Below are 26,757 nucleotides of genomic sequence, written 5' to 3'. Positions count from 1 at the left end.
ACGGTGAGTTTGCATCGTTGAATTTCCCGCGAAGCGATTACGAAAGTGCAGCCTAGCAATGATGAACAACATGAATGATTTAACTGAGGAACAAGTCCGAGCAAGTTTCGACCAGAAGCAATGCCTCGAACATGAAATGCTTTCGGAATGCGGCATTACGGAATACATCCCGATGTTCAGTCTGAACATTCGAGTATTGTCGTTCCTTCGCCGATACGGTCGTCCATACGCTCCGAGCACACTGCCCAAGGGGTATAGGCGACGAAAGATGGGGTACTGCTTCTACAACGCCTACAGTCTCATGCTGGATTCAACCTTGCCGGATAGCAAACGACCGCCGCTTACCTACGTCGAAGGCTTATCCGTGTCAGAAAATGGTACAGGGGGAATTCATGCGTGGTGCGTCGACGCAGACGGGCGGGTCATTGATCCGACGTGGCCGAATGCACAAGCCTACTTCGGCATTCCATTTCAAGTGCAATACGTTGCGAGGGCTTCACTTGAACGTAACTCGGTGTATAGCGTTTTGAACGACTACGATCGCGGGTATCCGCTGATGAAGGAGTTGTCCGAACAACCGCATCTATGGCTAGCGGCTTAGAGCCGCACCGGGTGTGCTGGTCTAATCCCGCCAGCCGCCCGGCATTCGTACTTGGGATCAAGGGATTCTGCTACTGCTGATGAACACCATGACGATTCGACAAAGTATCAAAGCGTTCCTACTTGCCTATGGGGTCAAGCCGCTGGCCGAGTTGTATTCAGAGGCGATGGAATGCCAAGTCAACATAGACCGGACCAAAGGCGAGCCGGACGGACGTGGCTTCAAGGATTCATCCGGCAAAAAATTCTGGCCGATCCGCATTCCGCACGATGCCCGAAGCAATCCGCACTGGCGAGACTACGACGGTTATTCGTTGACCGATTTCGCCGACAAAATCGGCATGACGGGATGGGACTTTGAAAACGTCTGTTCCCGTTGGGTCGCTTTCGACTTTGACGAACTCACGGGCACGGCTCACATTGGGTCCGGTATCTCAGCCGACGAAATCAAACGGCTACGTGAGAAGCTAGAGTTAGTGCCTTGGGTCCAGATTCAACGGTCAACCAGCGGCGGGGAAGGTCTACACGTCTACGTTTTCTTTGATACCCCCGTATCGACGGCTAATCACACCGAACACGCCGACCTAGGCCGCTACGTGCTTGGGCTGTTGTCCAAGGAATGCGGCTGTGATCTTTCCGACCCGGCCGACGTTGTTGGCGGCAATTTCTGGGTGTGGTCAAAGAATCAAAACGAACACAGTTTCGAGCGATTGAAGGAACGGACGGGTAGTCCCGTCATTCCCGACAACTGGCGAGACTCATTGCCGCCGCGAGCGGCGAGGGAAGTTACGCCCGTCACCGCTGGGGCCGGGCATCACAAGCTAGTTGATTGGCTGATTGCCAACGGCTTCACGGCGGTCTACGACCACGACGAAAAGCGCCTGCGAACGCACACAGCGGCATTGAAGGTTGCCCACGAATTGTTGGGTTTGCCGGGCGTATTCGAGACGGTTGCAACTGGCCGCAATAAAGCGGATCACAATTGCTTTGCCTATCCCCGGCTCAACGGATCTTGGTATGTCGTTCGTTACGGCGAAAATGTGACTGAGGGCGAAACGTGGCACAAAACTAAGAGCGGCCTACCCGCGTGCGTGCTGACCTTCCGCATCGGGTGGGATGAGGCTACAGCCAAGCTGGGGCTGTTGTGCAAGAAAGGTGCGTACTTCGTGCCGAGTTTTGACGTGCTGTCGAAACTGCTGAATCTCGTTGGAATGTCTTTTGAGTTGCCAGCGGTCAAACCGCGTGGTCTGTGGATTCGGAAGCAATCAAACGGCACGGTATCAATCGAAATGGATCATGGGCAGGATGATCCGAACGAAATCCCCGGCTGGTTTCGTCTGAATAAATGCCGCTGGGGTTGTGCCGTCGGTGAATGGAATGAATTAGAAGTCTCGGAAAACGTCACGGAAGCATTCGCCGAAGTGATCCGACGGACCAAGGCGAACGATGAGGGGGACGGTTGGTTTATCGTCGATATGCACGACGGCAAATGGGTCCACGTCAATCGTTCGGACGTAATCGACAGGCTCGCCACGCTTGGGGTGCCTTTCCAACGGGCATCGGCCATCCTTGGCAGTCTGCCATTCTGGACAATCGTAAATATCCCTTGCGGCGACGAATACCCGGCCGAACGGCAATGGAATCCGCACGCCGCACAATTTGCGTTCCCGATTGCGTCACAGCCAGGCGAAACCCCGACGTGGGACAAGGTATTGAATCATTGCGGTCAAGGTTTTGACGACGCTGTACTTGCCGATGAATGGTGCCAAGAGAATGGAATCGTTACGGGTGCCCAGTATCTACGGCTGTACGTTGCGGCAACCTTGTTCCGCTTTGACTTGCGGGTGCCGTATCTAGTGCTGTACAGCCCGAAAGAGGATACGGGTAAGTCAACTTTCTTCTATGCCTTGCGTCTGTTGTTCACCAAGGGATTCGTTGACCTTGCGAACGCCCTCACGAATCCGCAGGGATTCAACGGCGAATTGGCGGGGGCTGTATTCGGTTACGTTGAGGATACGGACCTTAGCAGCGTCGGCAAGCAAGCCCGAAGCCGTTTGCGACGTTGGGTAACGGACAAGGTTATCAGCATTCATGCCAAGGGCGGCACACCGTACACGCTGGATCATTTCATGCGTGCCGGACAGTCGTGCAACGAAACGAGCGAAGCCCCGATCTTTGATGGCGACACCCGTTGCATGGTCGCGGAAGTTCAGCCGTTGACGCAAGCCGAACGGATGGACACGCAAAATCTGGAAAGCGCCTTGAAGGCAGAGGCATCCTCGTTTCTGTACGCGATGCAAGAGCTAAGCAAGCGACTGCCGCCGAGCAAGCAACGGCTGTATCCGCCCGTTATCGAGACGGCGGCGAAGCGTGACGCTGCCCGCTCGCATCGTACCGAAATCAAAGACAAGTACGCCGCTGTTTTCGATGCCGTCGTGACCCTTGCCGACAACGGCAAGCTAGACGAACCGGCCGAGCGGGACGAATTGAATGAACTTGTTCGGTCGATTGATCCCCATTGCGAAGTGCCAGGAACAAGCGAAGGGTGGGCGGCTTGCTTTAAGAACATCGAGGCCCATCTAGACGATGGCGGCTACGACGTGACCCATTTCAAGCGGAACAAGGATGCCCACTCCCCGGCCCGTTGGCAAGTCGTCCCCAAGAGCCGCCTAGCGGCAATGGATTGCATGAACGGGTATCGCCAGTCGGATGGTCAACTGACCGCGTTCGACGGCGGGCAAGCGGCCTAGCCCGGTTGCCCGGTGCCCGGTGTGTTTTCCCGTCCGACCCTATACAGGCTCACACATACACATACACCCCTATTTTTCGCACACGACCCATAGATATATAAACAACTACGTCTAAGCCTGTGTGTGATCCCCTATTGCATGGGATGCAAAAACACACCGGGCACCGGGCACCGGGCAGGATTCCGAGAGCCGGGGGGTTTGAACAGCGTTCCCCGGTGGGAAATTCTGTTTGTCGCCCGCGAGTCGGCTTTTTCGGCCCCGACCCCGCAAATCCCGGCATATTCCCTACAACCGTCCCTGCCGAACAGACCCCTCTACGGCCGCATTACAGCCCGTTTAACGCTGTTTTGCCTCATTTTCGACACATTCCCCACCCCAGCGTCCGAGCCTCTTAAAACCCCATGTTAGAGGGGTCCGAAGTCTGCCAAATCGGCGGATTTGGGTGTAGTCGGGTGTAGCTCACTGGCCGAAAGCCTCGATTCCCCGGCCGAAACCGCTTAGATCAACGGTTTCAGAATCCGTTGGGGCCACGATCCGAGGGTTTCGCCGCGTCGGACGACCCCGCCGAGCCTGGAAAGGCTAGCCCCCAGGTCGCAATTCCCGATCCTGCCGGCCGTCCGGCATATCCGAGCCGGGTTGTGCCGGTTGATCCTTGGATTCTGGGGCCGATCCGCACACCCATAGGAATCGTGCTGACGCTGGCCCGTTGCCACTACGACCCGAGCACGCGGCGCCCTCGCTACAGACCTAACACTACAGCCCGCACAGCCAGGGCAATCAATGCTGCGACCACGTTAGCCAGGCGATCGCACACAACACCCATAATGCGAACACCCCATATGCTTGGCACCATTGATCCATGCGATAGGGCCGCACCAAGGATGATCGGCACAGATAGACCATGCCGTACGGCTGATCGTTCCTTGTGTGTTGGTTGTGCTGGTCGGTCTGAAAGAAGTGCTTGGGTGGCGGTGGGGTCAGAATGGTCGAATGACGTTGACCGATTGTAGGGGCAAAACCGAGGGCTCCTCTATCGCGGAAATTGGTCCGCACCAAAACCCGACCCGAGCGAACCACGTATCGTGGTCCGTTGGTTCCTAGTGGTCAGAGTGTGAAGCTATTCCGGCAAAATGGAAAAAGGAAACTGGCCGCTTGACGGTTTGCATGGGCATAGTTCAGCAGACGAGCAACTATACTGACGGGCTACAGCATGAGATTACTGGATTCACAGCCCACTACCTTGACCGAATTCCGCCGCTGGGCATCGCGAGCCATCACCTATTGCGAGCGGCACTTGGCCGACGATGGACGCGAAGCCGAACGGCTGTTTGCCCGGATCGTCAATCAGGCTAAACGCCATGCGTTGCGTTTGGGCCGTGATGACTTGGCAGATTCATTGCCCCATCGGCAAGTCAAATGTGCTGTCGATGCGATCCTACGCCTTCGCCAAGTCTTGCGTACTGAGCGTGAGCCGGTGGACGCAACATCCCCCATGACCCCGGCCGAAGTAGGCCAGCACTTGGGACGTTCGGTCAACACGGTGTTGGGCTGGATTCACTCTGGCGAGTTGCGGGCGGTCAATCTTGCGGATCGGCAGCGTAGTCGCCCGCGATATATCGTAGAGCCGGACGCACTGGCAGAATTCCAAAGACTTCGGCAAACACTGCCAGCGGTCCAGCGTCGGCGTAGACGGCGAGCTATCCGAGTTTGACGCGACCCTGTAGCCAGTCGCGAACATAGAACGCTACGCGATGTAGCGGCTCGATGAACACGCATTGCCGATAGACGCTCGCCATTGAGGGGCTTAGATGCCCCATGATATGGTCAACGGCAACTTGCTCGCCCGTCGCGGCGGCAATCGTCTCGAATGTACGCCTTAGCGAGTAGTGCGTATTCCCCGGACGGTAAATCTTGCATTCCTCAAGTAGCTTGCGGAATTCATGGCCGATTGCCGTTGTCGTCCAAGGCCGTTGATATTTGGTCATAAATACCGACTTGCGATCAACCTGGATCGCCTGCAAAGCTTCAATCGTTTCGGGCCACAATGGGCATAGACGTTCATTGCCAGTCTTGCGACGGGCGAACCTATGCCGCTTGTTTTCCAAATCGACAGCCGCCCACGGCAACGCAAGGCAATCCCCCGGTCCGAAAGCACAGTTGATGCCTAGATACAGCATCGCTTTCAACTGCGGATTCGCGGCGTTGAGAAGCGAGTTGATTTGCTCTGCCGAAAACATCCGGGCATCTTCGGCCCGCTTACGGGTAAAGATGCTCTTGCTTGGCGTACGCAACGGCTTTCGGTAGACGATGGGCTTGTCGACTAGCCCCGATTCGTTCGCATAGAGAAACACGGATCGTGCCCGCGACAACTCATTCTTGAGGGCGGTCGGTCCCCGGCCCTCTGCGAACTTGGCCCGAAGCCGCTCCAAGTCTCGCCGTTGAATGTCAGAAAGTGCCCGTCCGTCGCCGAGTATCTTCTTGATCCGGTTGCAGGTTACTTCGCATTCCTTGTAGGTGCGTTCCTGAATCTCGCCGGACGCGACAGAGCCTTTCTTGGACTCCAAAAACTCCGCAGTTAGGTCGCCTAACGTCACGAATTCCTGTCGGCTGCGGGGTTCCCGCCCGGCAAGTAGATCGTCCTTTTCATCGAGGTAGGTATTGAGGGCGGACCGCCAATCCTCTAACTTACCGAAGTAATGGGATTTGCCCCGAATCTTCTTAACCCATTGCCCCGACCCATAATGCGGGGTGAGTGGGAAATCCGCTGTTGGCTTGGTAACCTTGGCCATTTGCATACCCTCCATTTCAATAGTAGTCTGAAATTGAGGGTCCGGTGTAGAACCGGGTGTTTTGGAAAAAGAAGATTCGACGTAAGTCCTTTAGGCACCCCTAGCTCAATTGGATAGAGCATCGGTCTACGGAACCGAAGGTTAGAGGTTCGAGCCCTCTGGGGTGTATTTCTCTTCGCGTGCTGGCACGGCCGATGGTCCGCGTGGCTGGGGCTGCTCGCCCCGTTTTTGCCGCGGCGATTCTTCCGCCCCGTCGCGGAATTCTGTCGCCACGCCCCCTCACGGGCCGAATTCGACGTGCTCGGCGTCGCGGTCGCGGCATAAGTTGTCGAACGTGGCCACGGTTTCGGCCGAGCCAGTCGCCGCGGTTATATCACGCTGGAACTTCGCCTGGGCGCGGCGGAAATCGGCATGGCGCGCATGAAGGGCGTCAACGATTACTGGATCGAACTGCGTTCCCGAACAGTCGGTAATGACTTTCACCGCCTCGTCCACCGAGACCGATCGCCGGTAAACTCGGTCCGACGTCAATGCATCGAAAGCATCAGCCACCGCCACGATGCGTGCCGGCAGCGGAATGTTCAGGCCGGCTAGTTTATCTGGATAGCCCGTCCCGTCGAATCGCTCGTGATGGTGCCGGGCGATATCGGCCGCCATCTTCACGTACCCCGGATTCGCCAGGCGCGTGCCGGATTGCATTAAGATGTCTCCGCCGATCGTCGTGTGTTCGCTCATCACGGCAAACTCGCGCGCGGTCAGCCGGCCCGGCTTGCGCAGAATGGCGTCGTCGATGGCCACTTTGCCAATGTCGTGCAGCGGGCTGGCACGATACAAATGACGCAAAAAGCCTTCGTCGATCTGGTCGCTGTAAGGGCCCGCCGCGGCCAGTTGCTCGGCCAGCGCTTGCGTGTACCAACGAATACGTAGCAAGTGAGCCCCCGTCTCGGTGTCGCGGAAGCTGGTCAACGTCACGAGCGCAAAGCCGACAACCTCGCGCGTCTTCGCCGCGTCGCACAGCAGATCGTTGACCTGCTCCTTGTATACCATGTGCAGCCAGGCCCGCACCTTGGCAAGAATCTCCTGATGATCGAACGGCTTGGTGATGTAATCCATCGCGCCGACTTCGTAGGCAGCCAGCCGCGACTGCAATTCCGAGCGCGCTGACACCATCACGATCTTTGTATCGCGCAGCTCGGGCTGTTCGTGTAGCAACCGGCAGGTCTGATTGCCGTCGAGTCCTGGCATCACCACGTCGAGCAGCACTAGGTCGGGATGGAACTCGGGCGCCACGCGCAACGCCTCGACACCGTTTTCGACACACATCACGGTGTAGGTTTCGCCCAGCAACTTCTGCAGGATCATCCGATTGCTGGCGCTGTCGTCAACAGCCAAGATGCGATCATTGAGATGCATGAGAGTCTCCCTCGCTGCAGACGCGGCAGGCGGCGAAACTTTTACATCGGTATTCGGCCTGTCGAGAAAGTCCGGCGAGAAATGGACTAATGCTCCGCGTAATACAAACCTACTTCGAATTCCTGCGGATTCGTTGACGTGTCGATGGCTTTCCGGCGGGTATCAAAATCGTCAGGGTCCAGGTGCTACAAGCGCTCGCAGCATGTAATCCTGCCCGGGAAGTAAGACCAAAAGTGATCGAGGCGCAGCCGCGCTGGTCGACCTTAAGGCATTCCATATCGACCGAAGGTAACAGCCGTAAGGGGCATGCCGTCGAAGACCGTAATTATTTACCGCCGACCAAGACCAACCCTTAGCGACGGAGCATCGAGAACACACCACCTCACGGAATACCGCCCGGTCGATCGCTCCTTACAGAAAAACTCTGCCGATCGCTCTCGTGTTATCGCATCCTGCCGGACGGAAACGGCATCGACCGTGTTTCTCGAGTACAGGCGTAAGGCCCCTCGAAGCAGCCGGTACTTGCTGATGTAGTCAGCCAGCCGTCAAACGGCACACCGAGTCCGAGGGATCAGCCATGTGGATCGTGCAATTAGCCTTGAAGCATCGCTACACATTCGTCGTCATGGCGATCCTGATCGTCGTGTTGGGCGCGACCGCGATCAGCCAAATGCGAACCGATATTTTTCCCGAGATCGACATCCCGGTCGTGACCGTGATCTGGACCTACAAGGGAATGGAAACGAGCGAAGTCGAGCGCCGCATTACGACCTACTCCGAGTATGCCATCACGTCGAATGTCAACGACATAAAACGCGTCGAATCGCAAACGCTTAACGGTGTCGCCGTGATCCGCATTCATTTTCATGCAGGCGTCGACATTGGCACGGCGCTGTCGCAGGTCACGTCGACCGTGCAATCGATTCGCGCCCTGATGCCGCCGGGCATTCAGCCCCCCGTGGTCGTCCGTTTCAACGCGTCTAGCGTGCCCATCGTGCAAATCGGCCTCAGTAGCAATCGGATGTCCGAGGAAGAGGTCTACGACTACGGCCTGTACATTCTGCGAACTCAGCTTTCGACCGTGCAGGGCCTGACCATGCCGACGCCGTACGGCGGTCGCGAGCGCCAGGTGATGGTCGACATCGATCCACAGCTCTTGCAGGCGAAAGGGATCTCGCCGAAGGAGGTCGCCGATGCGATCAACGCCTATAACCTGGCGTTCCCGACCGGCGTGGCGCGCATCGATACCCACGAGTATCCGGTGACGCTCAATAACACGCCGGTGACGCCCGATCGGTTCAACGACATTCCGATCAAGGTCGTCAACGGCGCCACGGTTTACATGCGCGACGTGGCCCAGGTGCGCGACGGCAGCACTTCGCAAACCACGATCGTCCGCCGCAACGGCAGCCGCGGGGCGCTAGTGACGCTGCTGAAGAATGGTAACGCTTCGACTTTGGATATCGTGAACCAGGTAAAGCGATTGATGCCGGAGATCCAGGCCGCGGCGCCGTCGGACTTGCGCATCGAGTTGCTTTTCGATCAATCGCTGTTCGTTACGGCCGCCATCGAGGGTGTCGTGACCGAAAGCATCATCGCCGGGCTACTCACCGCCACGATGATCCTAGTCTTCCTGGGAAGTTGGCGCAGCACGTTGATCGTGGCCGTGTCGATTCCGCTGGCGATCATTAGCTCGATCGTCATGCTCTTTCTGCTGGGGCATTCACTGAACGTAATGACCCTTGGTGGGTTGGCGCTGGCCGTGGGCATTCTGGTCGATGACGCCACGGTCGAGATCGAGAACATTCATCGCAACCTGGCCATGGGCAAGCCGCTACGACAGGCGATTCTGGACGGGGCCATGCAAATCGCTGGCCCGACCTTCGTCTCGACGTTGACGATCAGCATCGTGTTCGTGTCGGTGCTGTTCCTGGACGGCCCGCCAAAGTACCTATTCACGCCGCTGGCGCTGGCCGTGGCTTTTGCCATGCTCGCGTCTTACCTGCTGTCGCGAACGATCGTGCCCACGATGGTCGATTACCTGCTGCCCGCGGAAATCGCGCACGGGCATGACGCGGCAAGCGGACGCTTCGCCCGCCTGCACCAGTCGTTCGAGCGCCGCTTCGAGCAATTACGCAATGCGTACGTGGCGCTATTGGACTGGAATCTGCGGCACTACCGCGTTGTATTTCTGGCCTTCGCCGCGATTGTGACGAGTGGACTACTGGTGTTGCCCTGGGTGGGGCGCGACTTCTTCCCCACGGTCGACACCGGACAGTTTCGTCTGCACGTGCGGGCGCCGGCTGGCACACGCGTCGAGCAGACGGAGCACTATTTCAGCCAGGTCGAGGCTTCGATCCGGGAACTCATTCCCGCGCACGAGGTCGACCTGGTGCTCGATAACATTGGCCTGCCAAATCGCACCTATGCGATGGCCTTCGGCGATAGCGCCACGACGGGCATGGCCGATGGCGAAATCCTCGTCGCGCTCAACCATCATCACGCGCGTTCGACGCAGCAGTACATCGCCGATTTGCGGCGCGAGTTGCCCGGCCGGTTTCCGCATCTGACATTCTTCTTTCAGCCGGCCGACATCGTCAGCCAGATCTTGAATTTCGGCATGCCAGCCCCCATCGATATCCAGATCGCAGGATTGAATCGACAAGAGAATTATGCGATGGCCACGGAAATCGCCCAGCGAGTCAAGCAGATCGCCGGTGTGCAGGACGTCCACCTGCACCAGGTGATGAACGTGCCGAAGCTACACGTCGAAGTTGACTAGACGCGGGCTCGCGAGCTGGGGCTCACTCAGCAGGACGTGGCAAACAGCGTGCTGGTTTCGCTCTCGGGCAGCGGGCAAGTGCAGCCCAATTACTGGGTCGATCCGAACATGGGCATCTCGTACCTGGTCGAGACGCGCACACCGACCTACAAGCTCGACAACGTCGACGCGATTAACCGGCTGCCGCTGATCTCGCGCAGCGAGACGGGCGTGCAACTACTGGCCAACGTCGCGCGAGTCGAGCGCGGCGTCACGCCCGAGGCCGCCAATCATGTGAACGTGCAACCCGCCTTCGATGTGTACGCCAACGTGCAGGGGCGCGACCTCGGTAGCGTGGCCAGCGATATCAATCGCTTGCTGGCCGAGTATCAGGCCAAGCTCGCGCCGGGCAACACGATCACGATGCGCGGCCAGGTCGAAAGCATGGAATCCGCATTCCTTCGACTGGGACTGGGGCTGGTCTTTGCCGCCGTGCTGGTCTATCTGCTGATGGTGGTCAATTTCCAAAGCTGGCTTGACCCGTTCATCATCATCACGGCTCTGCCCGGCGCGTTCGTAGGCATCGTGTGGTCGCTCTACTTGTGGCAAACCACGTTTAGCGTGCCCGCCCTGATGGGGGCGATCATGTCGATCGGTGTCGCTACGGCCAATAGCATCTTGATCGTGACCTTCGCCAATGGGCAGAGTGAAGAAGGAAAATCGTCCTTCGACGCAGCCATCGAGGCCGGCCGCACCCGCATGCGCCCCGTGCTGATGACCGCCGCGGCCATGATCATCGGCATGCTGCCGATGTCGCTCGGGCTAGGCGAAGGGGGAGAGCAGAATGCCCCGTTGGGGCGGGCCGTGATCGGCGGATTGCTAGTCGCGACGGCCACGACCCTGCTGTTTGTGCCCGTGGTGTACAGCCGCTTGCGTCGTCGATCCGTCGCGCCCTCGGCGATTGCAGGCGAGCTTTCGCAAGACGTGTAAGAGCTGCCGCAGCGGCCGGTATCCCATTTAGCAGGCAGAAAAGTCACCCGCGACGAAGGAATCGAATCATGTCCGCCGACAGCTTGATTCTGGCCCCTTACGAATTGCAAAGAGCCGCGCACCCGGCCGAAACGACAAGCCGTATGCACATCGGTGCGAGCCAGCAATTGGCGACGCCAGCGTGCGACTCGTCCGACGAGGGCCGTTCGACCGGCACGCCAAACCGGGGCGCGTGGAAATGGGGCACTGCCGTGCTATTTGCTGCCGTCGCCGTCGCGACCTATCTAGCTCCTTGGCAATCGCGAGCTAATCAGGAAGACGCTACTTCCGCGATGCATCAAGCTGACGCGCCGCGCAGCGTCGCGGTCGATCACCCCACGGTCGCCGGCGGTTCAAGCGTCACATTGCCGGCCACGATTCGCCCGTGGCAAACTGCGACGTTGCACGCGCGGGTCAGTGGCTATCTGGCCGCCTGGCATCATGACCTGGGCGAACACGTAGAAAGCGGTGACCTGTTGGCCCAGATCGACACACCTGAGCTCGATCAGGAACTGGCCGAGGGGCGGGCGCTGGTGCGCGAGGCCGTGGCCGCCACCGTGCAGGCCCAGGCCGAGCGCGTCGAAGCGGAAGCCGATCTGAAAGTGGCCGAGGCCCAACTAGTTAAAGTTCGCGCGGAAGTGGAACTATCGCAAGGACAGTTCGCCCGCCGCAAGCTATTGCTGGAGAAACGTGCCGTATCGCAAGAAGAGCACGACACATTTCAGCGTGACCTGTCGGTTCGCAACGCGGACTTGGTGGCCGCTGAATCCGACGTCGCCCGCCGCCGCGCCAATCTGCAAACGCGCACCGCGATCATCCAGGCTCGCGAAGCTACGGAAAAGAGCCGCCAATCGAACGTCGACCGCTTGAATGAGCTACAGATCTTCAAACGCATCGTCGCCCCGTTCGACGGCGTGGTCACGCGTCGCGCGGCCGAGGTCGGCATGTTGGTAACCGCCGGGGAGGAGCCGCTGTTCGTCGTAGAGGACATGAGCCGTGTGCGTGTGCAAGTAAACGTGCCACAAGCTTACTCTGTGCAAACGATCATCGGCGCCGACGCCACGGTCAGCCTGCCGGAGGCCGCGACCGCGGCCGTGCGAGCCAAGATCACGCGCATTACAAATTCCGTCGACGTGCAAAGCCGTACGATGCTCGCAGAGGTCGAACTCGACAACGTCAACCTGCATTTTCAGCCGGGCAGCTACGCGCAGGTCGCTTTGCAGACTCGCAGTAACGACGGTTGGACCATACCCACGAACACGATCCAGATGCGCGTCGAAGGGCCACACGTCGCCGTGGTCGACGAGCGGAATCAAATCCAGGTCAAACCCGTCACCTTGGGGCGTGACCTGGGGACACGGGTCGTGGCGATCGACGGGATTCACGGCGACGAACGCCTGGTCATCAATCCCAGTGACGACCTGGTCCGTGGTCTCCGCGTCAAAGTGGCCGAGCCGCATGAGGCGGTTCGCGAGATCGCGCAGCGCTAGAACTTTTACGAAGCGTCCTGTCATGTTAACCCACCTGAAACTCCATGAACTCCCCGCTTGCCCTCGTCCCTTGCCCCCCTGCGGCGTATTATGGGGGGCGATGCGGGGCTGGCGGACCGCAACGAGAAGATCGGCGGCTGCGAATGGAACATTCAGGTGCGATCATGTCCGCGGACGACTCACCGCTCACCCGAGCGAGCCTGCTGGTACAACTGCGAGACGGGGCCAACGAAGAGGCGTGGCGCGAATTCACCAATCTGTACGCGCCAGTGATCTACGGGTTTGCCCGCAAGCGTGGGTTGCAGGATGCCGACGCGGCGGACCTGATGCAGGACGTGCTGCGATCAATCTCGGCGGCCATTTCGCGGCTGGATTACGATCGCGGCCGCGGCACGTTTCGCGGTTGGCTGTTCACGGTGACGCGCAACAAGATTTACAACTTCCTCTCGGCGCGGCGCATCCGGCCGCAAGGAACCGGCGACTCCTCCACGAATCGGCTGCTGGCATCGCATCCGGAAACGGACGACAGCCCCGATGTTTGGGAGACGGAGTATCAGCGCCGCCTGGCGTCGCTGGCGATGGATCACATCAAGCACGAATTTCAGGAGAACACGTGGCGCGCGTTCTGGCTGGCCGCCGTCGAGGGCGTGCCGGTCGCCGATGTGGCGCAACAGGTGGGTATGACGGCCGGCGCAATCTACGTCGCCAAGAGTCGGGTGCTGGCCCGACTGAAAGAGGAAGTCGAACAGATGCGCCGGCAGGAGGATGATTGACATGACTGACAACAATAATAATTCCTGTCCTGAATCGAACGAACTGCATCAATTGCTCGACGGCTCGTTGTCCAGCGACCGGCTGACCGAATGCACGCGGCACATGGACACCTGCGGCTGCTGCCAGGCCAAGCTGGAGAACATGGCCACCGGAGGTTCGAACCTCACGGACGTCGTGCGCCGACATGCGGATGACGAACCGCTCGCCACGTCGGCCTATTGGCCGGCGCTCAATGTCACACAGCGCAGCGCGCAGAGTGCAGCGTCGGGCGCTGTGATGACCCCGGGGCAACTGGCCGCCACAACGCCGGTGCCGGTCGCGCGATCGCGCGAGTTGTCGTTGGCGTTTCTGCAGCCGGCTAGCGACGCTGCTTACCTCGGCCGGCTGGCGCACTTCGACGTGATGCGCATCCTGGGGCGCGGCGGCATGGGTGTCGTGCTCGAGGCATTCGACTCGCGCCTGCAGCGCAACGTGGCGCTCAAGGTGCTTGATCCCGACTTGGTGGGAGACGAAACGTCGCGCCTGCGCTTCTGCCGCGAGGCGCGGGCCGCGGCCTCGATCACACATGAAAACGTCGTAGCCGTCCACCAGGTCGAAAAATCCGGCGACGAAGGCCTGCCTTATCTGGTGATGCAATTGATCGCGGGCGAATCGCTCGAGCAGCGGTTGGCGCGCGAGAAGCAACTTCCATTTCGCGAGGTCGTGCGGATCGGCATGCAAGCCGCGCAAGGGCTCGCCGCGGCCCATGCGCAAGGTTTGATCCATCGCGATATCAAGCCGGGCAACATCCTCCTCGAAGCGCCTCTGGATCGCGTCAAGCTGACTGACTTTGGCCTGGCTCGTGTCGTCGAAGATGTCCGGCTCACCCACACAGGCTTCGTGCCCGGCACGCCGCTATACATGGCGCCGGAGCAAGCGATGGGGGAACCGACCGATGCGCGCTCGGACATTTTCAGCCTGGGTGCCGTGCTATACGAAATGTGCGCCGGTCAGCCGCCGTTCCCCGGTAATTCGTCGCTGGCGATCCTGAAGCAGATTGTCGAGACCAAGCATCGGCCTCTGCGCGAACTGAACCCGTCGATCCCCAAATGGCTGGCCGACACGATCGATCGTTTGTTGGCGAAAAAGCCCGACGACCGGATCCAATCGGCGGCGCACCTGGCAGAACTGTTCGAGTTCGAATGGGCTGTGATGAAGACGTCTTCGGAGGACGTACCGACCGTCTGCAAGATCGAAGCGCGGCGCCGCGCCGGGCGAAATTTGCTGATCGCCACAGGCATTGGTGCTGCGTTTCTGGCTTTTGGATTGCTGGCTGGCATGTTCTTAGCTGGCCGGCCGAAAGCTACGCCGCATGCTATCGCCAGTGCCGAGCCAGTCGCCGTGCTCAGCGCGAATGCCGGCGCCGTGTGGTCCGTCTCGTTTGATCCTCAAAGTGATATCGTGGCGATGGCCGTTGAAGATGGCACAGTCCGCTTGTGGGACGTGCCGACGCAAAGCATCAAGGCCACGATCAATGCCCATCGCGGCAACATTTGGGCCAGCCGATTTTCTCCGGACGGAAGCCTACTGGCTACGTCAGGGGACGATGGGCTAATCAAGCTCTGGAAAACCTCGCAGCCCGAAGCGGTCAAGACCTTTACCAATCGCAGCGCCGTGCGCGGACTGACCTTTGCGCCGGACGGGCAGTCGTTGCTCGGCGGCGATCGCGAAGGCGGATTGCGTTCGTGGCTGCTGGATGCCACGGAACCGAATGCCGAGACACAACAGCCCGGCGCCGTGTATACCGTGGCGATTTCGCCGGACGGCGCGACGCTGGCCACCGGTGGCAGCGACAAGATAGTGCGCCTGTGGAATGCAAAAACCCTGACCCAGAAGCTGCCACTGGAAGGTCACGCTGGTCCCGTTTACGGCGCCAGCTTTTCACCGGATGGACGCCGCCTGGCGTCGGTCGGCTGGGACAAGACGGTGCGCATCTGGGATCCGGCCAGTGGGCAGGCAATCAACTCATGGTCCGGCCACGACGGCGATATCTGGTCCGTAGCCTATTCGCCCGACGGCCAGAAGCTGCTTACCGGCGGCACCGACGGCGCGCTCAAGCTGTGGGATCCCCAATCGGGCGAGTTGCTCGAGACGTTCCTCGGCCACAAGACCGGCATCCACACCGTGGCCTTCAATCACGACGGTACGCTGGTCGCATCCGGCGGACGCGACGGGGCCGTACGTATTTGGCAGGTCGAATAAGGCCGAACAGGTTATCGGCTATCGTCGGACCTTCGAGCGTTTGCCGCCACGCACTGCGCCATTGCGCGCGAATAGCGAGAGTGCCTTCAGATCCGCGACTTCGGCCATGCCGGCCGCGGCCAGCTCGCGCCCCGAGATATAACGCCCGGGCCGAATCCAGCGGCTCATTTCCTCGTCCGAGACGTTGAACAGTCGGGCCAGCACCTCGTCCATTTCGGTTTCCAACTGCCCGAAGTGGCGCGCCCATTCGGCTGCTTCGGCCAGCCCGACGTGTTCTTCGCTTTGCCACTTCATGGGATGGAACAACAGCACGCTGTACGGCGTCACGATGCGGCGATAGCAAGCCGCGAACGGCCACAGCGCGGCGGACGAGCATTCGCCGGTGACAATGCCTGTAGCGCGGATGCCGCGCAGCAGAATCAACGACATGAGCGCCAAGCCCGAGTAGGGGCTGCCGCCCGGCGAATCGATGAACAACGTGCATTCGCCCCCCGGCGGCACGTCGAGCAAACGGCTGCTGAGTTCGTTTTCCGAGTCGGTCAGATCGCCGACCATCGCGATTTCGATCGTCTCACCATGATCCATGGATTGTGTGCCTTTAATGCCCGCTCATCGCCGGGGCGATGCAACTGGAAGAAATGAAACCCGCAGCGGCCGAACGTCCGAGTACGGCGCGAGGACCCGAGTTCCGCATGGCCCGTGAAGGCCGAAATTTCCCGCGTTTTGTGAACGAAATCCCTATATACAGATATATCTTGCGCTAACGTGCCTCACAAGCGAAAAGGAGAGGCCAGCCCCTCTGCAGAGGCGCATGTCACCAAGCCTACGGCGCATTCTCGTCCACGGGTCGTTCGCGCAGCCGAATCTCACCTTGGCAGCAGTCGCAGGTCTTCAATTCGTACATGGGGATCGCGCATATGTCGCACCAATAGTCCAACTCGTACTTTCGGCCCTGCCGGATCGCGTACCAGCGCACAATCTGCACAGCCGGCGTTTTGTCGTAGTGACGAACCTCGAGCTCGACTTCGCTTTGCCGCAAGCGCGGGTCGAGCCAGAAGCCACGGCTGCGAAAATCCTTCACAATCGGTACGAGCCGACCATCCTTGGTTTCGAGCGCGATCTGCGTCTCGGCCGCATCCGCGTCGGACTCGATCTTGTGCAGCCGGGCCAGCGCCTCGCCCATCCATACGAGCCGCCCCTGTAACATCTGCACCGTATAGGCCGGGGCACTCTTGGCAGAGTCTCTATCGGGAGCGCCGGCAACCGGAGTGTCCGTTGCGGCCGCGGGCTTGTCCGCTACCGGGGCCGGGCTTGCGTTCTCGTCACCCCGCGTAGTCGTTACCCATAACGCCGTCGCGACGCATAGCGCGGCCGTTCCGGTCGATAACACGACGACCAGCATCCAGTGGTACCAACATCGGGAACGCATCGTCATACTCGGATCTCTCGACGAATCGTCACCACGATTCCTGAAGCGCACTTATTCCGCCGCATGACCGACAACGATGAATTGCAGCAACTTGCTCTCTTTTTGATCATCGCTGCTGCCAGTGGTCGTCGTCGCTTTGACGATTACGCTCCACAATTCACCCGCATCCTCATGCACCATGGCCGGAACTTTTTCAGGTTCCAAATCAGGCGACAGCGCCCGCAGCGGCATAATGGCCGGATGGGTCGTTTCGGCAGCGTCACGGCTGAATTTATACAGCCCTTCCATTTCGAGTTTGGCCGGGTCCTTATCCTCACGGGCCGGCGAGAGAAGCAGAAAGTCGCGTGTTTCCGAGGTGCCCACATGGTTGCCGTCGACCGGTTGCAGACCGTAACGCAACGTATAGACGCCAGCCGCAATCTCTTGATTGCGGAAATCGGTGATCTTGCGCGGGAAGCGGATCACGCCCACCAGTTGCCCCGGCTCGAAGGGGTACAGCACCGTGTCCGACGGCGCGAAATCGGTCTGCACCGGCACGGCGTTACGCAGCCAGATTTCGCACAGCGTGCGCTTGCCGTTTGTCACCTTCGTGGCCTTCGGCGCCATCAGCTTGCCAATCTCGGCCCCCACCTCGTCCGGCAATGCCTGCTCGGCTGCCGCCGCCTTGTAATCGTCCGCCGCGCGCGAGGAACTTACCAGCAAGCAGCAAACTCCCAGCGTCGCCAAAAACCCAGAAAGCTTCATCACAGCTAAATCTCCACGACGAGGGGGGCGTACGAATCGAAACCAGAACCGGCGAACAAGCCGTCAATTATAGGCCGTGAAACGACGCCGGATATGCCCCTGGTATGTGCCCGGACGGACAGCTTCCAGTCATGAATCGACCCGCCCAGACGGGTCGCCAAACTGCCGCGCAAAGCACCCACGAACAGGCGCGACGGCCACCGCGCTCGACAGGTCGAGCCGTATTTAGAATGTCGCCAAATAGGCACTGCGCGTCAGCGGCGACGACCACTGGGCGCCCAGGCCGCGCCCGGTGAACGACGCATCGACTGTGTACGCCGGAGCTGCGTTCTCGACCACGGTCAACGGCGGATAGAACGTCTTTTCGTTCGAGCAGACACAATCAGTCGTGCCCAGCTTGCGCGTCACGACTTGAATCTCCTTGCCCGCCTGCAGCCGCGCGACCATATCCACATGATCGATCGACAGGTCGATCGGCATTGCCGCGATCCGCACCACGTCACCGGCAACCTGGCCGGCACGCTCGCGCGCGAACGAGGCCAACGCCTGCTGCTGATCGGGCGTGGCCGATTCGTCGACCAGGATCACCGAACGAATCGGCTCGGGATGGATTACGACACCGCTGCCGAAGCCAAGCGTGTCCTTGGCCCGGACGGTCATCACCACTTTCAGTCCTGTCAGGTCCACTCCCTGATAGCTGCCGGAATCAATGCTCCAGGCCAGGATTGCCTGGTTCCCGGTGAGGCCAACTTGCGAGTTGGCAAAGCAGGGGCCGGTGTAGACGTCGCAGGTGCGCATCTCGACATAGTCCCCACGGATCTCTGCCGCGCACAGACCAGCCGCCAAACTGAACAACACGATGCTCGACAGACCGCAGAGGCGCAGCATGGTCGGCTCTCCTAAACGAATCGACAAGGATTTGTTGCGTAAGAAAATCGCGGCTCTCCACCACCAGCACGATCATCGCCACGCGCGGCAAATAGCTACCAGGAGAGTGCGATCGATGGACATTCGAGTCACGACCGCATTCTACCCCCCGCGCGGCGAACGGTCCAGAAAGACTGCCCGCACACAGCTAGCCCCGACCCACCGCCCGAAAGGACGGCAAAACGTCCGCTCTGCTGGCTCGAATCACGCCATGCGTCAGCAGTTCTTAGACATCGGGAATACATGATTGTTACACATCAGCCACTGCGGCCATTTCCCCGGCGCGGTAAACTGTGCGAACGAGCGGGCCTTGGCGAACGTTTTCAATCTCGGCCCGCGCTACCCTTATTGGAACAGGGGCAGTCGTTATGAAGTTAGTTGTGCCATCTCGCGCATGGCGTTGGACGTGCCGGATATCGGCAGCTAGCGTCATTGCGTGGAATCTCTTCGCCGCCGTGGGCGTGCGCTCGACCTTTGCGCAGGATTCGTCCGAAAAGCAGGAATCGCCTGAGGACGAGGACGAAGCACCGGCCACGATCGAATTTCCCACGACTTGGATCAACAGCGATCCAATCTCGGCCGCGTCGCTGCGCGGCAAGGCGGTGCTCTTGTACTTCTTCGAAGAGAACTGCCCGAACTGCCGCGCCCGCTGGCCATCGATCATGGAAAAGGCGCACAAGTATGACAACGAGCCGATCTTGTTTGTCGCGGTGAATTCAGGCTCTCCCAAGCAAGACGTCGAGGTCTACGCCCGCGCCGTGAATCTCACCTGGCCGATCATCGTCGATCTGGATCGATCGCTCGAACAGAAGGCCGACCTTGGCGAGATCAGCTTGCAGAATGTTATGCAAGTGGCATACGTCACGGCCGAAGGGGATCTACGGCCGGGCTCGTGGTCCGATCTGGACGACACGATCGAACGCGCACTGACCGGCGCGAAGTGGAATGTCGATCCTGTGAACATGCCCGACGATTTGATGCCCGCCTGGCGACATCTGGAATTCTGTCAATTTGCCGAGGCGCGTCCGACAATCGCCAAGGCGCTCACGTCGCGCAAGCCCGAGACTAAGGCCGCGGCGCAGAAGCTGTCCGACTTCGTCACCAAGCGCAGCGAGCGCGATCTAAAGGCCGCCGAAAAAAGTCTCACGGCCGGCAACAAGTTGCGTGCCTACGAGCGCTATGTCGCCGTGGCCGACAGGTTTGCCGGCTACACGGCCGGCGACAAAGCGGCCGCCGCCCGTCGTGATCTGGCAAAGGATCCAGCGCTGCGCAAGGAGATCGCGGCAATGAAGCAATTCGACAAGCAGCGCGAACTGGCCAATTCGCCAAAGCCGGTCGTGCGCGAAAAAGCCCGCGCCGCCATCCAAAAGATCATCGACGATCAACCAACCAGCGAAGCAGCCCGCCGCGGTCGCGAACTGTTGCACAAGAAGTAACGCACAGGTGGCGAAGAATTCACCACGGAGACTCGGAGGCACGGAGCAAAGGAAGATCTGGAAGACAACGGACCATTAATCACGAATACTACGATTCACACGAATAACAGAGGATGAGTCACACCATCCCGGTTTTTTTATTCGTGTCTTCTCTGTGACTCAGTGCCTCCGTGGTGATTCTTCTCTCATCGCTCCATCTTGATTTCCCACTTCGTGGGGCGACCGGGGAGCGGCGTTAGCGTGATCGTGGCGGTCCCGTCTTGCAGTTGATACTCAAACGGCTTACCCGTGATCGGGTCATCCGGAATCGGCACCTCGGTCACATCGCTGAGCTTCTCGGGCAGTCGGCCGTTGTGGCTGGCTCCATAAATCCGTAGTGCTTCGACGATGCGGAGCAGGGCGAACTCGCGATCAAGACGGGTGTTGGCGGCTGACGCCGCCGCGACAGCCGGCACTAGCAGCTTTTCTAGCAGTCGTGCCGGGTTACGCTGCTGACCTTCCATGATCTCAGCCTGCTCGGCGAGTAGTCGGTCAATGCCGTCGGCATAGGGAACGAACATCCATTCGAACAACGAGTCACGGTGATCTTCGAAAGATGTGACCATGTCGACGAAGATGACCTGAGCTGCGGGCATCGCGTCAACTTTTTTGGCCGCCATACCTCGGTCGAGTAACGCTTGTTTGGCGTTCGGATAATCGCGCAAGCTGGCTTCCAGCAACTCGTCGGCAGAACCGACGTCTTGGTTCGCCTCTTTGGCATACTTCGCCTGGCGCCGCCAGAATCCGCTCAGCGCCTGCCGCCACTCGTCCGGGCTGCGCTGGGCATCCAGGTCACGGACCTCGGGGAACAAGGTCGTGGCTCCATACATTTCGGCCTCGATCCCTCGGCGCATGTCGATCATCGGCCGCGGAAGCATCGTCAGCGCCCAGTACAAGTTCGGCGCGTCAGGCTGCTCGACAAACGTTTGCAACTGACCGACCGTGATGCCGCAAATCGCAATGCCGACCAGCCCGTTGACCAGCGTCTCACCTTCGGCGACGTTGCGTCCCAATGCCAAGGACGACTGAAAACACTTCATCGCCTCGTCATACTCATGGCGTGCGATATGAATCCGCGCACTTGTTCCGAGAAAGCGGGCGAATTGCCGTGTCTGCTGGACCTCGGGCAGAAGCAATTCGAAGAAGTTTTCCTCGCGCACCGGTAACTGCCAGTCGCAATGTTCACAACGCGCCGCTCGATCGAGCATTTTTTCGATCGCCTGCGTTGGCATCTCGATATCGTCCTTACGCAAGTCGGCCAGAGGCAATTCGCGCCAGTTTTCGATCTTTTCGATCAACTCGCGATTGCCGAAGACGCCGATGTGTTCGGCCGTGACTTTGCCGTAATACACCGCGGCATTGCCATCGATGCGGCGGCCAAACTCGGGCAGCAATTGATACTTCAGCGACGGGCGCGGCGCTGCCATCGGGTGGATCGTCAGCTTGATGGGCGGCGTTGGTGGGGGCGGGTCATCAGCGCGGGCCGCGTCCATCGTGCAGCTCAATAGCGCGACAACGAGAAAGAAAACCGCAGAAAGCGATGCCGTGCAACGAATCATGACTTGGCCCCTGGAACGGAGGAATGAGAGCTGGGACGACGATTGGAACGGGCGGACGTATCGATCTCGTCCAGGATTTCGCGAAACGAACGGACCGAAAACACATCCTCGCCTTCGTCAATGGGTTGCGAATCCGGCAGGGAGGGGCTGGTTTGCGCCAGCCAATCGGAGCCCGACAGATCATCCGCTAAACGTCGCTGTCGGAGAATCGTCCAGGTGCCGGCCGGCGCGGCGCCGTCTTGCACGTCGGTCAGAACCGGATCACGGACAACCGGAATAGGACGCGTGGGCGCCTGTCCGACTTGTTCAGCGAGTGGATCGGCGTGACCCACGAGCATCAATAACAGCGTCGCGGCTACTCCGGTCATAACCGCCGACGAAGCAGGCCAGAACCAGGCGGGCATCAGCACCGATCGCGCGCGCAAATCACGGCCTTCGACCGACGCCTGCCCTGCCAAGAACATCAACCGATCCCGATCGAGCTGCGCGGCGCTAGGACGCAGCTGCGCTAGCGCCGCCTCGAACGATTGCAGCTCGGTCGGCAAGTGTTGCAACCCATCGGCCGGTACTTCGGCCGGACGATCAACCGGATTTATCTCTTTCGATTCATCTCGGTCGTGCATGGTATTTCCCTTTCCCTCAGCGCGGTCAGCCCGGCCACGTAGCGGCGATGCGCGGAACTGACCGAGGTCTCGGTCACTTCCGCAATTTGTTCGAACGACAGTCCGCCCCAGAGTCGCAATACAATCGTTTCTCGTTGTTCAAGTGCCAGCGCGGCCAGTGCCAGTGCGGCCGCCTGCGCATCGAGTGCCTCGTCAGGCAATTCGACGAACCACGGCGACGATTGCCGCGCGGCCACCGCTTCGTGACGGGCACGACGCGATTCGCTGCGCGAGGCGCTGATCGCCGTGTTGCGTACGACCCGAAATAGCCAGCCCACGATGTTCTCCGGCAACTGCTTTTCGCGGATCAGTCGCACGAGCGACTCCTGCACCACGTCCTCAGGCGCGCGGCACCATTGCCGAGCGTACAGCACGAGCGCAGCGCCGTACTCGTCGAGCAATTGCCTCAGCGGTTCCGGCCCGAGCATGGCTATCAGAGACCTGGGGACTTCGCGAATCGGGTGGCGATCAAGTCGTATCGGGCGACTGTTCCCAATCAAAGACGCCGCCCAACGACCATTTTCCCACGCTGCGGGAAGGATTTCACCACATAGCCGCCAAGGCACAGCGATGAAGAAAGATCTAGACGGCAAAAGCCGAGAAAGCACGAACTAGCGAATGGCACCGGAGTTCCGGCGATTCCACTCAGTGCCTTCGCGGTGAGCTCGTCAGCAAAGTACTCACCCCGGCGGCCAGGCGAGCGAACGGCCCCCCAAAACGTGCAGGTGGAGATGGTCGACCGATTGGCCGGCGTCGGGACCGCAATTGATGATCACGCGATATCCGCCCGTCAGTTTCACATCGTGGGCCACACGTCGCGCCACCAGCAACAAATGGCCGGCCAGTTGCGCGTCAGCGTCGGAAAGCTCGTTCAGCGACGGAATCTCGCGCTTCGGGATCACCAGGATGTGCGTGGGTGCCTGGGGCGAGATATCGCGAAAGGCCAGGCATTGATCATCCTGATAAATAATGTCCGCCGGAATCTCGCCGTCGATGATCTTTTTGAAAATGGTCTTCGACATAGCTTCTGAGCCTCGCGACCGAGATGGTGTGATTGCCCTAGTGTTTGGCATTCCGCATGACACCGTTCGACTTGCACCGTCGAATGGCATTCATCAGCGACGAAACATTCCGCAGCGAGTGTGATTCCCTCGCACTAGCCTGCAGCGCCAGCCAGGGTCTTCGACACCGAAAGAAACCCTCGCCGCACGTCAGGCTGGTGTGCCCTACGATGCGACCTGATTGAGCAGGATGCCCGATTCGGGCAGCAGGATCGGAATCCGATCGACGACCCGATAGGCCACGGTGCGATCCTGCCGCACGAGCGCTGCCGCCAACTGTTCGGTGATAGCTTCGCCAGCGAGGTCCTTGATCTTGCCGGCCGCGATTGCCTGGTTCAGCGCGCGCAGCATCGACTCGTCCGCTAGCGCCAGCGGCGTGCGATTGTCGGGGCAAACCAGGATCGACAGCAGCTCTTCGCTGATCACGGCGGCAACTCTCGGGGGTGAAAGCAAGCGACGCGCGGAACCGGATTAACGGTGTTATACGGAACGTGCCGATATAGGACCAGGGCTTGCTAGCGGCCCGGAACTCAGCAAATCCGTTTGCTCGGAACCGGCCGCAGCCACGACAGGGGCGTGAACAGCCCACAAGGATGGATTCTCCGACTCAATGCATGCTGCGTGATTGCCGGAAGGCGGCCCAGTGGGGCAAAGGCCATTCGCCGCCGGTCAGGCAATTGCGTGGAAATCAATACGTCGGGAGCAAAACAATGCACTGCCGCATTTTTTCCGCCGCGGTCTTGGCGGTGATTTTCGCCTGTCCTCTAGTCGTCCGCGCGCAGGACGTGCGCTATTATCAGGATCCCAATTCCGGACACACTTACCGGCAAACGACCAACACGGTCCAACGCCAGATGCCGGTCACACAATTGCAAGCCAGCTCGCGCACCGTGTTGCGCGGCCAGTGGCGCACCGATACGCAAGATGTCGTGCGCACCTACTCGGTCCCCGTGACGGAATATCGCACGGAAAGCTACTGGCAAGGGCGCTACAATCCGTTCAAGCAGCCGACCTTGGCACAGCGGACGGTCCCTTCGACGCGTTGGGAATCTCGCACCGAAGTGGTGAAGGTGCCCGTCACGCGCTACGAAACGGTTCCCACCACCGAAACGGTTCACGTGCCCGTCACGACCTGGCACACGGTGCAGGACCAGGTAGTGCGTCACGAGGTGGTCGCCCCGAACACTGGCGCGAACACGGCCGTCGTGGCCACCGGCACGCCAGGCTCGACCTATGGCGGCATGGCACGGCTGGATAACCCGCCCTCGATATCGGGGGGATCGTCGTCTTCATCGACCGCCGATTCGTCGGTGAGCGCCGGTTCGAAGACGCAGCTCAGCCGGTAACTGCGACGCGCATCGACAGAGCTATAACGCACGCAGCTGGCGTATTCACGCTCGTCGATTGACAGGCGCCTGCAAGTCGCATTCGACGCGACAGATAGAATGCCACGTTCAGGCGACGCGCGAATATGCAACGCAAGTGATCGGCGTCGAGTGATTGCAACGCCGCGCGCGAGGCATGACGCCGATTCGAAATCTGTCAGACGCCGCAGGCGTCAAACAAATCAGCCTAGGGCAGCGCCCTAGGTATTCGGCATAGAAATCACGATGAATCCCTGTAAGGGCGACATAACGAAGCAGGCATCGATTCGAACGTTTGCCTACTCGCCCGACGTCGTAGGCTGTGCGCACAACGACACGCTTCGCCTTCTTGCGACACAAACACGTACCCGCAGCGCGCATAGATATGCGAAGCACCTCGCATAGCACGTCATCACGAAACTCCCCCGCGCACGCCGTGCAAAAATCGCCACGGCGCGCGCTTCGACAAACATCTTCGCGGGCGGGCGACTAGATCGACTCGGCGGCGATTTCGGCGACCGGGGCCTTCGTGCGGCGGCGACGCGCCGTTTTGGCCGTGCTCCATTCCTTGGTCAGCGTCTCGAAGACCTCGGGCGATTCGTAACGGACGATGTTCTTGCCCTCGGGCATCGGCCCAATCAGGCCGCGAAACACCGGCAGGCCGCGCAGGCCCAGGTCCGTGCTGCAATCATCGACGCCGATTTGCGTATGCAGCTTCTTGAGCGAGTCTTCCTTGCTGTAATCTTTGATGCGGATCGTTCCATCGGCCGCACGGGTGACAACGCGGATCAGTTCTTTGGCCATGAGCAGGGGGTCGCCAGGTTGTGATGAACAACCGGCGCCCACGCATGGTCCGCCGGTTCGTGACATTGCTGCGTACGATGCAGCCGGGCGATTTTGCACCCTTCCCGATCATCTCGGGCAGGTGGCCGCTCGGCCAGCGCTCCATCGCCAGTCACCGACTCCGTCGGACAGCCAGCCGTGCAGCAGGAAACCACGGCCGGGCACAAACAGCTATCGGCCTGCCAGGCCGGCCGAACCGCAGCATTTCCCGGGCGTCGACACCGTAGCGCATTGCGCCAGAATCCGCACAGTGAGCGCGCCCCGGAACGCCGCTACTGACTACCGTCCGACAGACCGCTTGGACCAGCGGTGACGATCGTAGGGCCCACCGCTGGGCCGAAACGACGTTGCAATGCCCCGGCTCTGGCCCGCCGACCCCCTGGTCGTCCTGCAGGTGCCACACGATCTGGCACGACCGCGACACCCCGCCAGTAGCGACGATTGATACGCCTGTCCGGGCTCGGGCAGTCGGGCGAACCTTGAAAGGAGCGCCCGTCGACATTAGATTCATCAATACGTGTTTCGCGCCGAGGGCGTTTTCGGCGCGGGCACACGGAGGGTATGCGAATGGTTAGCGGCCTGACTCGAAATCAGGTGCCCCGCAAGGGGTTGAGGGTTCGACTCCCTTGCCCTCCGCTTTAGCCGAACTCTAGCCCCCGCAAAGACTTGCGGGGGCTTTTTCTTGCGCACTGGTCGCGCCCCGAATGCCATTTTCGCAGCGCAAATGTAGCCAAGTTGTAGCCAATCTCGCGGACCCGATACGGTGGGCGCCGGAAAACAGCCGTGGACGTTCGTGGATCCCCGCCCGGCACACGATGGCGAATCTAAACGGACGTACGTAGATAA

At 60.0% G+C, this 26,757-nt stretch carries 19 protein-coding genes, 2 tRNA genes and 1 pseudogene; 10 read left to right on the top strand and 12 right to left on the bottom strand.

The window, feature by feature from the left end:
* Positions 1–70: 70 nt before the first annotated feature.
* Entirely contained in the window at positions 71–601 is a 531-nt protein-coding gene (locus VGN12_16870; protein HEY4311124.1) for a hypothetical protein, read from the top strand.
* Between the two features lie 88 nt (positions 602–689).
* Positions 690–3,350 carry a DUF5906 domain-containing protein gene (locus VGN12_16865; protein ID HEY4311123.1) on the top strand — a complete coding sequence of 887 codons (2,661 nt, stop codon included), beginning with the start codon at positions 690–692 and terminating at the stop codon, positions 3,348–3,350.
* Between the two features lie 1,697 nt (positions 3,351–5,047).
* Here the strand turns inward: VGN12_16865 and VGN12_16860 are convergent.
* Positions 5,048–6,139, bottom strand: a complete 1,092-nt coding sequence (locus tag VGN12_16860) for a tyrosine-type recombinase/integrase (GenBank protein ID HEY4311122.1) — start codon at positions 6,137–6,139, stop codon at positions 5,048–5,050.
* Between the two features lie 94 nt (positions 6,140–6,233).
* Between VGN12_16860 and VGN12_16855 the strand changes: the two genes are divergently transcribed.
* A tRNA-Arg gene (locus VGN12_16855) sits at positions 6,234–6,307 on the top strand.
* 111 nt (positions 6,308–6,418) lie between these two features.
* On the opposite strand, the gene VGN12_16850 is transcribed toward VGN12_16855, so the two are convergent.
* Positions 6,419–7,552 carry an HD domain-containing phosphohydrolase gene (locus tag VGN12_16850; protein HEY4311121.1) on the bottom strand — a complete coding sequence of 378 codons (1,134 nt, stop codon included), beginning with the start codon at positions 7,550–7,552 and terminating at the stop codon, positions 6,419–6,421.
* 577 nt (positions 7,553–8,129) lie between these two features.
* Between VGN12_16850 and VGN12_16845 the strand changes: the two are divergent.
* The 4 genes and pseudogenes from VGN12_16845 (at position 8,130) to VGN12_16830 (ending at position 15,847) form a co-directional block, all read left to right on the top strand.
* Positions 8,130–11,303: pseudogene (locus tag VGN12_16845) on the top strand (efflux RND transporter permease subunit).
* Between the two features lie 68 nt (positions 11,304–11,371).
* Entirely contained in the window at positions 11,372–12,832 is a 1,461-nt protein-coding gene (locus tag VGN12_16840) for an efflux RND transporter periplasmic adaptor subunit (protein HEY4311120.1), read from the top strand.
* A gap of 164 nt (positions 12,833–12,996) precedes the next feature.
* Positions 12,997–13,605 carry a sigma-70 family RNA polymerase sigma factor gene (locus tag VGN12_16835; protein HEY4311119.1) on the top strand — a complete coding sequence of 203 codons (609 nt, stop codon included), beginning with the start codon at positions 12,997–12,999 and terminating at the stop codon, positions 13,603–13,605.
* Between the two features lies 1 nt (position 13,606).
* A complete protein-coding gene (locus VGN12_16830) occupies positions 13,607–15,847 on the top strand; it encodes a protein kinase (protein HEY4311118.1) in 2,241 nt (746 codons plus the stop codon).
* Positions 15,848–15,865: 18 nt separating this feature from the next.
* On the opposite strand, the gene VGN12_16825 is transcribed toward VGN12_16830, so the two are convergent.
* From VGN12_16825 to VGN12_16810, 4 genes are all read right to left on the bottom strand, one after another.
* Positions 15,866–16,432, bottom strand: coding sequence for an ATP-dependent Clp protease proteolytic subunit (locus VGN12_16825; protein ID HEY4311117.1), 567 nt, complete (start codon positions 16,430–16,432; stop codon positions 15,866–15,868).
* A 238-nt stretch (positions 16,433–16,670) separates the two neighbouring features.
* A complete protein-coding gene (locus VGN12_16820; GenBank protein ID HEY4311116.1) occupies positions 16,671–17,276 on the bottom strand; it encodes a hypothetical protein in 606 nt (201 codons plus the stop codon).
* Between the two features lie 51 nt (positions 17,277–17,327).
* Complete coding sequence (locus VGN12_16815) at positions 17,328–18,023, bottom strand: hypothetical protein (GenBank protein HEY4311115.1); 696 nt, start codon at positions 18,021–18,023, stop codon at positions 17,328–17,330.
* 222 nt (positions 18,024–18,245) lie between these two features.
* Entirely contained in the window at positions 18,246–18,908 is a 663-nt protein-coding gene (locus tag VGN12_16810; protein ID HEY4311114.1) for a DUF1326 domain-containing protein, read from the bottom strand.
* A gap of 407 nt (positions 18,909–19,315) precedes the next feature.
* Here VGN12_16810 and VGN12_16805 point away from each other — a divergent pair, with 407 nt between their 5' ends.
* A complete protein-coding gene (locus tag VGN12_16805) occupies positions 19,316–20,383 on the top strand; it encodes a redoxin domain-containing protein (protein HEY4311113.1) in 1,068 nt (355 codons plus the stop codon).
* Between the two features lie 185 nt (positions 20,384–20,568).
* Here the strand turns inward: VGN12_16805 and VGN12_16800 are convergent, their stop codons facing one another.
* The 5 genes from VGN12_16800 to VGN12_16780 form a co-directional block, all read right to left on the bottom strand.
* Positions 20,569–21,981 (bottom strand): hypothetical protein, encoded by a 1,413-nt coding sequence (locus VGN12_16800; GenBank protein ID HEY4311112.1) that lies wholly within the window; start codon positions 21,979–21,981, stop codon positions 20,569–20,571.
* Positions 21,978–22,604, bottom strand: coding sequence for a hypothetical protein (locus VGN12_16795; GenBank protein ID HEY4311111.1), 627 nt, complete (start codon positions 22,602–22,604; stop codon positions 21,978–21,980). Before VGN12_16795 ends, VGN12_16800 begins: the two co-directional genes overlap by 4 nt.
* Positions 22,574–23,071: an RNA polymerase sigma factor gene (locus VGN12_16790; protein ID HEY4311110.1), complete on the bottom strand. Its 498-nt coding sequence runs from the start codon at positions 23,069–23,071 to the stop codon at positions 22,574–22,576. Before VGN12_16790 ends, VGN12_16795 begins: the two co-directional genes overlap by 31 nt.
* A gap of 252 nt (positions 23,072–23,323) precedes the next feature.
* Positions 23,324–23,665 (bottom strand): histidine triad nucleotide-binding protein, encoded by a 342-nt coding sequence (locus VGN12_16785; GenBank protein ID HEY4311109.1) that lies wholly within the window; start codon positions 23,663–23,665, stop codon positions 23,324–23,326.
* Between the two features lie 204 nt (positions 23,666–23,869).
* Complete coding sequence (locus VGN12_16780) at positions 23,870–24,130, bottom strand: hypothetical protein (GenBank protein ID HEY4311108.1); 261 nt, start codon at positions 24,128–24,130, stop codon at positions 23,870–23,872.
* A 284-nt stretch (positions 24,131–24,414) separates the two neighbouring features.
* On the opposite strand from VGN12_16780, the gene VGN12_16775 reads away from it, so the two are divergent.
* Positions 24,415–25,050 (top strand): hypothetical protein, encoded by a 636-nt coding sequence (locus tag VGN12_16775; protein ID HEY4311107.1) that lies wholly within the window; start codon positions 24,415–24,417, stop codon positions 25,048–25,050.
* A 507-nt stretch (positions 25,051–25,557) separates the two neighbouring features.
* On the opposite strand, the gene VGN12_16770 is transcribed toward VGN12_16775, so the two are convergent.
* The gene (locus VGN12_16770; GenBank protein HEY4311106.1) at positions 25,558–25,872 is read right to left on the bottom strand and encodes a hypothetical protein; all 315 of its coding nucleotides are present in this window, start codon (positions 25,870–25,872) and stop codon (positions 25,558–25,560) included.
* Positions 25,873–26,465: 593 nt separating this feature from the next.
* On the opposite strand from VGN12_16770, the gene VGN12_16765 reads away from it, so the two are divergent.
* A tRNA-Ser gene (locus VGN12_16765) sits at positions 26,466–26,547 on the top strand.
* The last annotated feature ends 210 nt before the right edge of the window (positions 26,548–26,757 follow it).

The organism is Pirellulales bacterium, from assembly GCA_036499395.1.
GTDB lineage: Bacteria > Planctomycetota > Planctomycetia > Pirellulales > JACPPG01 > JACPPG01.
The sequence above is the reverse complement of the archived record's forward strand: the minus strand, read 5'-3'. Positions and strand labels throughout refer to the sequence as shown.

Coding starts and splice junctions, on each gene's coding strand:
- VGN12_16830 (HEY4311118.1), top strand. CDS start 13,607: ATGACTGACAACAATAATAATTCCTGTCCTGAATCGAACGAACTGCAT.
- VGN12_16850 (HEY4311121.1), bottom strand. CDS start 7,552: ATGCATCTCAATGATCGCATCTTGGCTGTTGACGACAGCGCCAGCAAT.
- VGN12_16795 (HEY4311111.1), bottom strand. CDS start 22,604: ATGCACGACCGAGATGAATCGAAAGAGATAAATCCGGTTGATCGTCCG.
- VGN12_16835 (HEY4311119.1), top strand. CDS start 12,997: ATGTCCGCGGACGACTCACCGCTCACCCGAGCGAGCCTGCTGGTACAA.
- VGN12_16810 (HEY4311114.1), bottom strand. CDS start 18,908: ATGCTGCGCCTCTGCGGTCTGTCGAGCATCGTGTTGTTCAGTTTGGCG.
- VGN12_16825 (HEY4311117.1), bottom strand. CDS start 16,432: ATGGATCATGGTGAGACGATCGAAATCGCGATGGTCGGCGATCTGACC.
- VGN12_16775 (HEY4311107.1), top strand. CDS start 24,415: ATGCACTGCCGCATTTTTTCCGCCGCGGTCTTGGCGGTGATTTTCGCC.
- VGN12_16800 (HEY4311112.1), bottom strand. CDS start 21,981: ATGATTCGTTGCACGGCATCGCTTTCTGCGGTTTTCTTTCTCGTTGTC.
- VGN12_16790 (HEY4311110.1), bottom strand. CDS start 23,071: ATGCTCGGGCCGGAACCGCTGAGGCAATTGCTCGACGAGTACGGCGCT.
- VGN12_16860 (HEY4311122.1), bottom strand. CDS start 6,139: ATGGCCAAGGTTACCAAGCCAACAGCGGATTTCCCACTCACCCCGCAT.
- VGN12_16785 (HEY4311109.1), bottom strand. CDS start 23,665: ATGTCGAAGACCATTTTCAAAAAGATCATCGACGGCGAGATTCCGGCG.
- VGN12_16870 (HEY4311124.1), top strand. CDS start 71: ATGAATGATTTAACTGAGGAACAAGTCCGAGCAAGTTTCGACCAGAAG.
- VGN12_16865 (HEY4311123.1), top strand. CDS start 690: ATGACGATTCGACAAAGTATCAAAGCGTTCCTACTTGCCTATGGGGTC.
- VGN12_16770 (HEY4311106.1), bottom strand. CDS start 25,872: ATGGCCAAAGAACTGATCCGCGTTGTCACCCGTGCGGCCGATGGAACG.
- VGN12_16820 (HEY4311116.1), bottom strand. CDS start 17,276: ATGCGTTCCCGATGTTGGTACCACTGGATGCTGGTCGTCGTGTTATCG.
- VGN12_16805 (HEY4311113.1), top strand. CDS start 19,316: ATGAAGTTAGTTGTGCCATCTCGCGCATGGCGTTGGACGTGCCGGATA.
- VGN12_16840 (HEY4311120.1), top strand. CDS start 11,372: ATGTCCGCCGACAGCTTGATTCTGGCCCCTTACGAATTGCAAAGAGCC.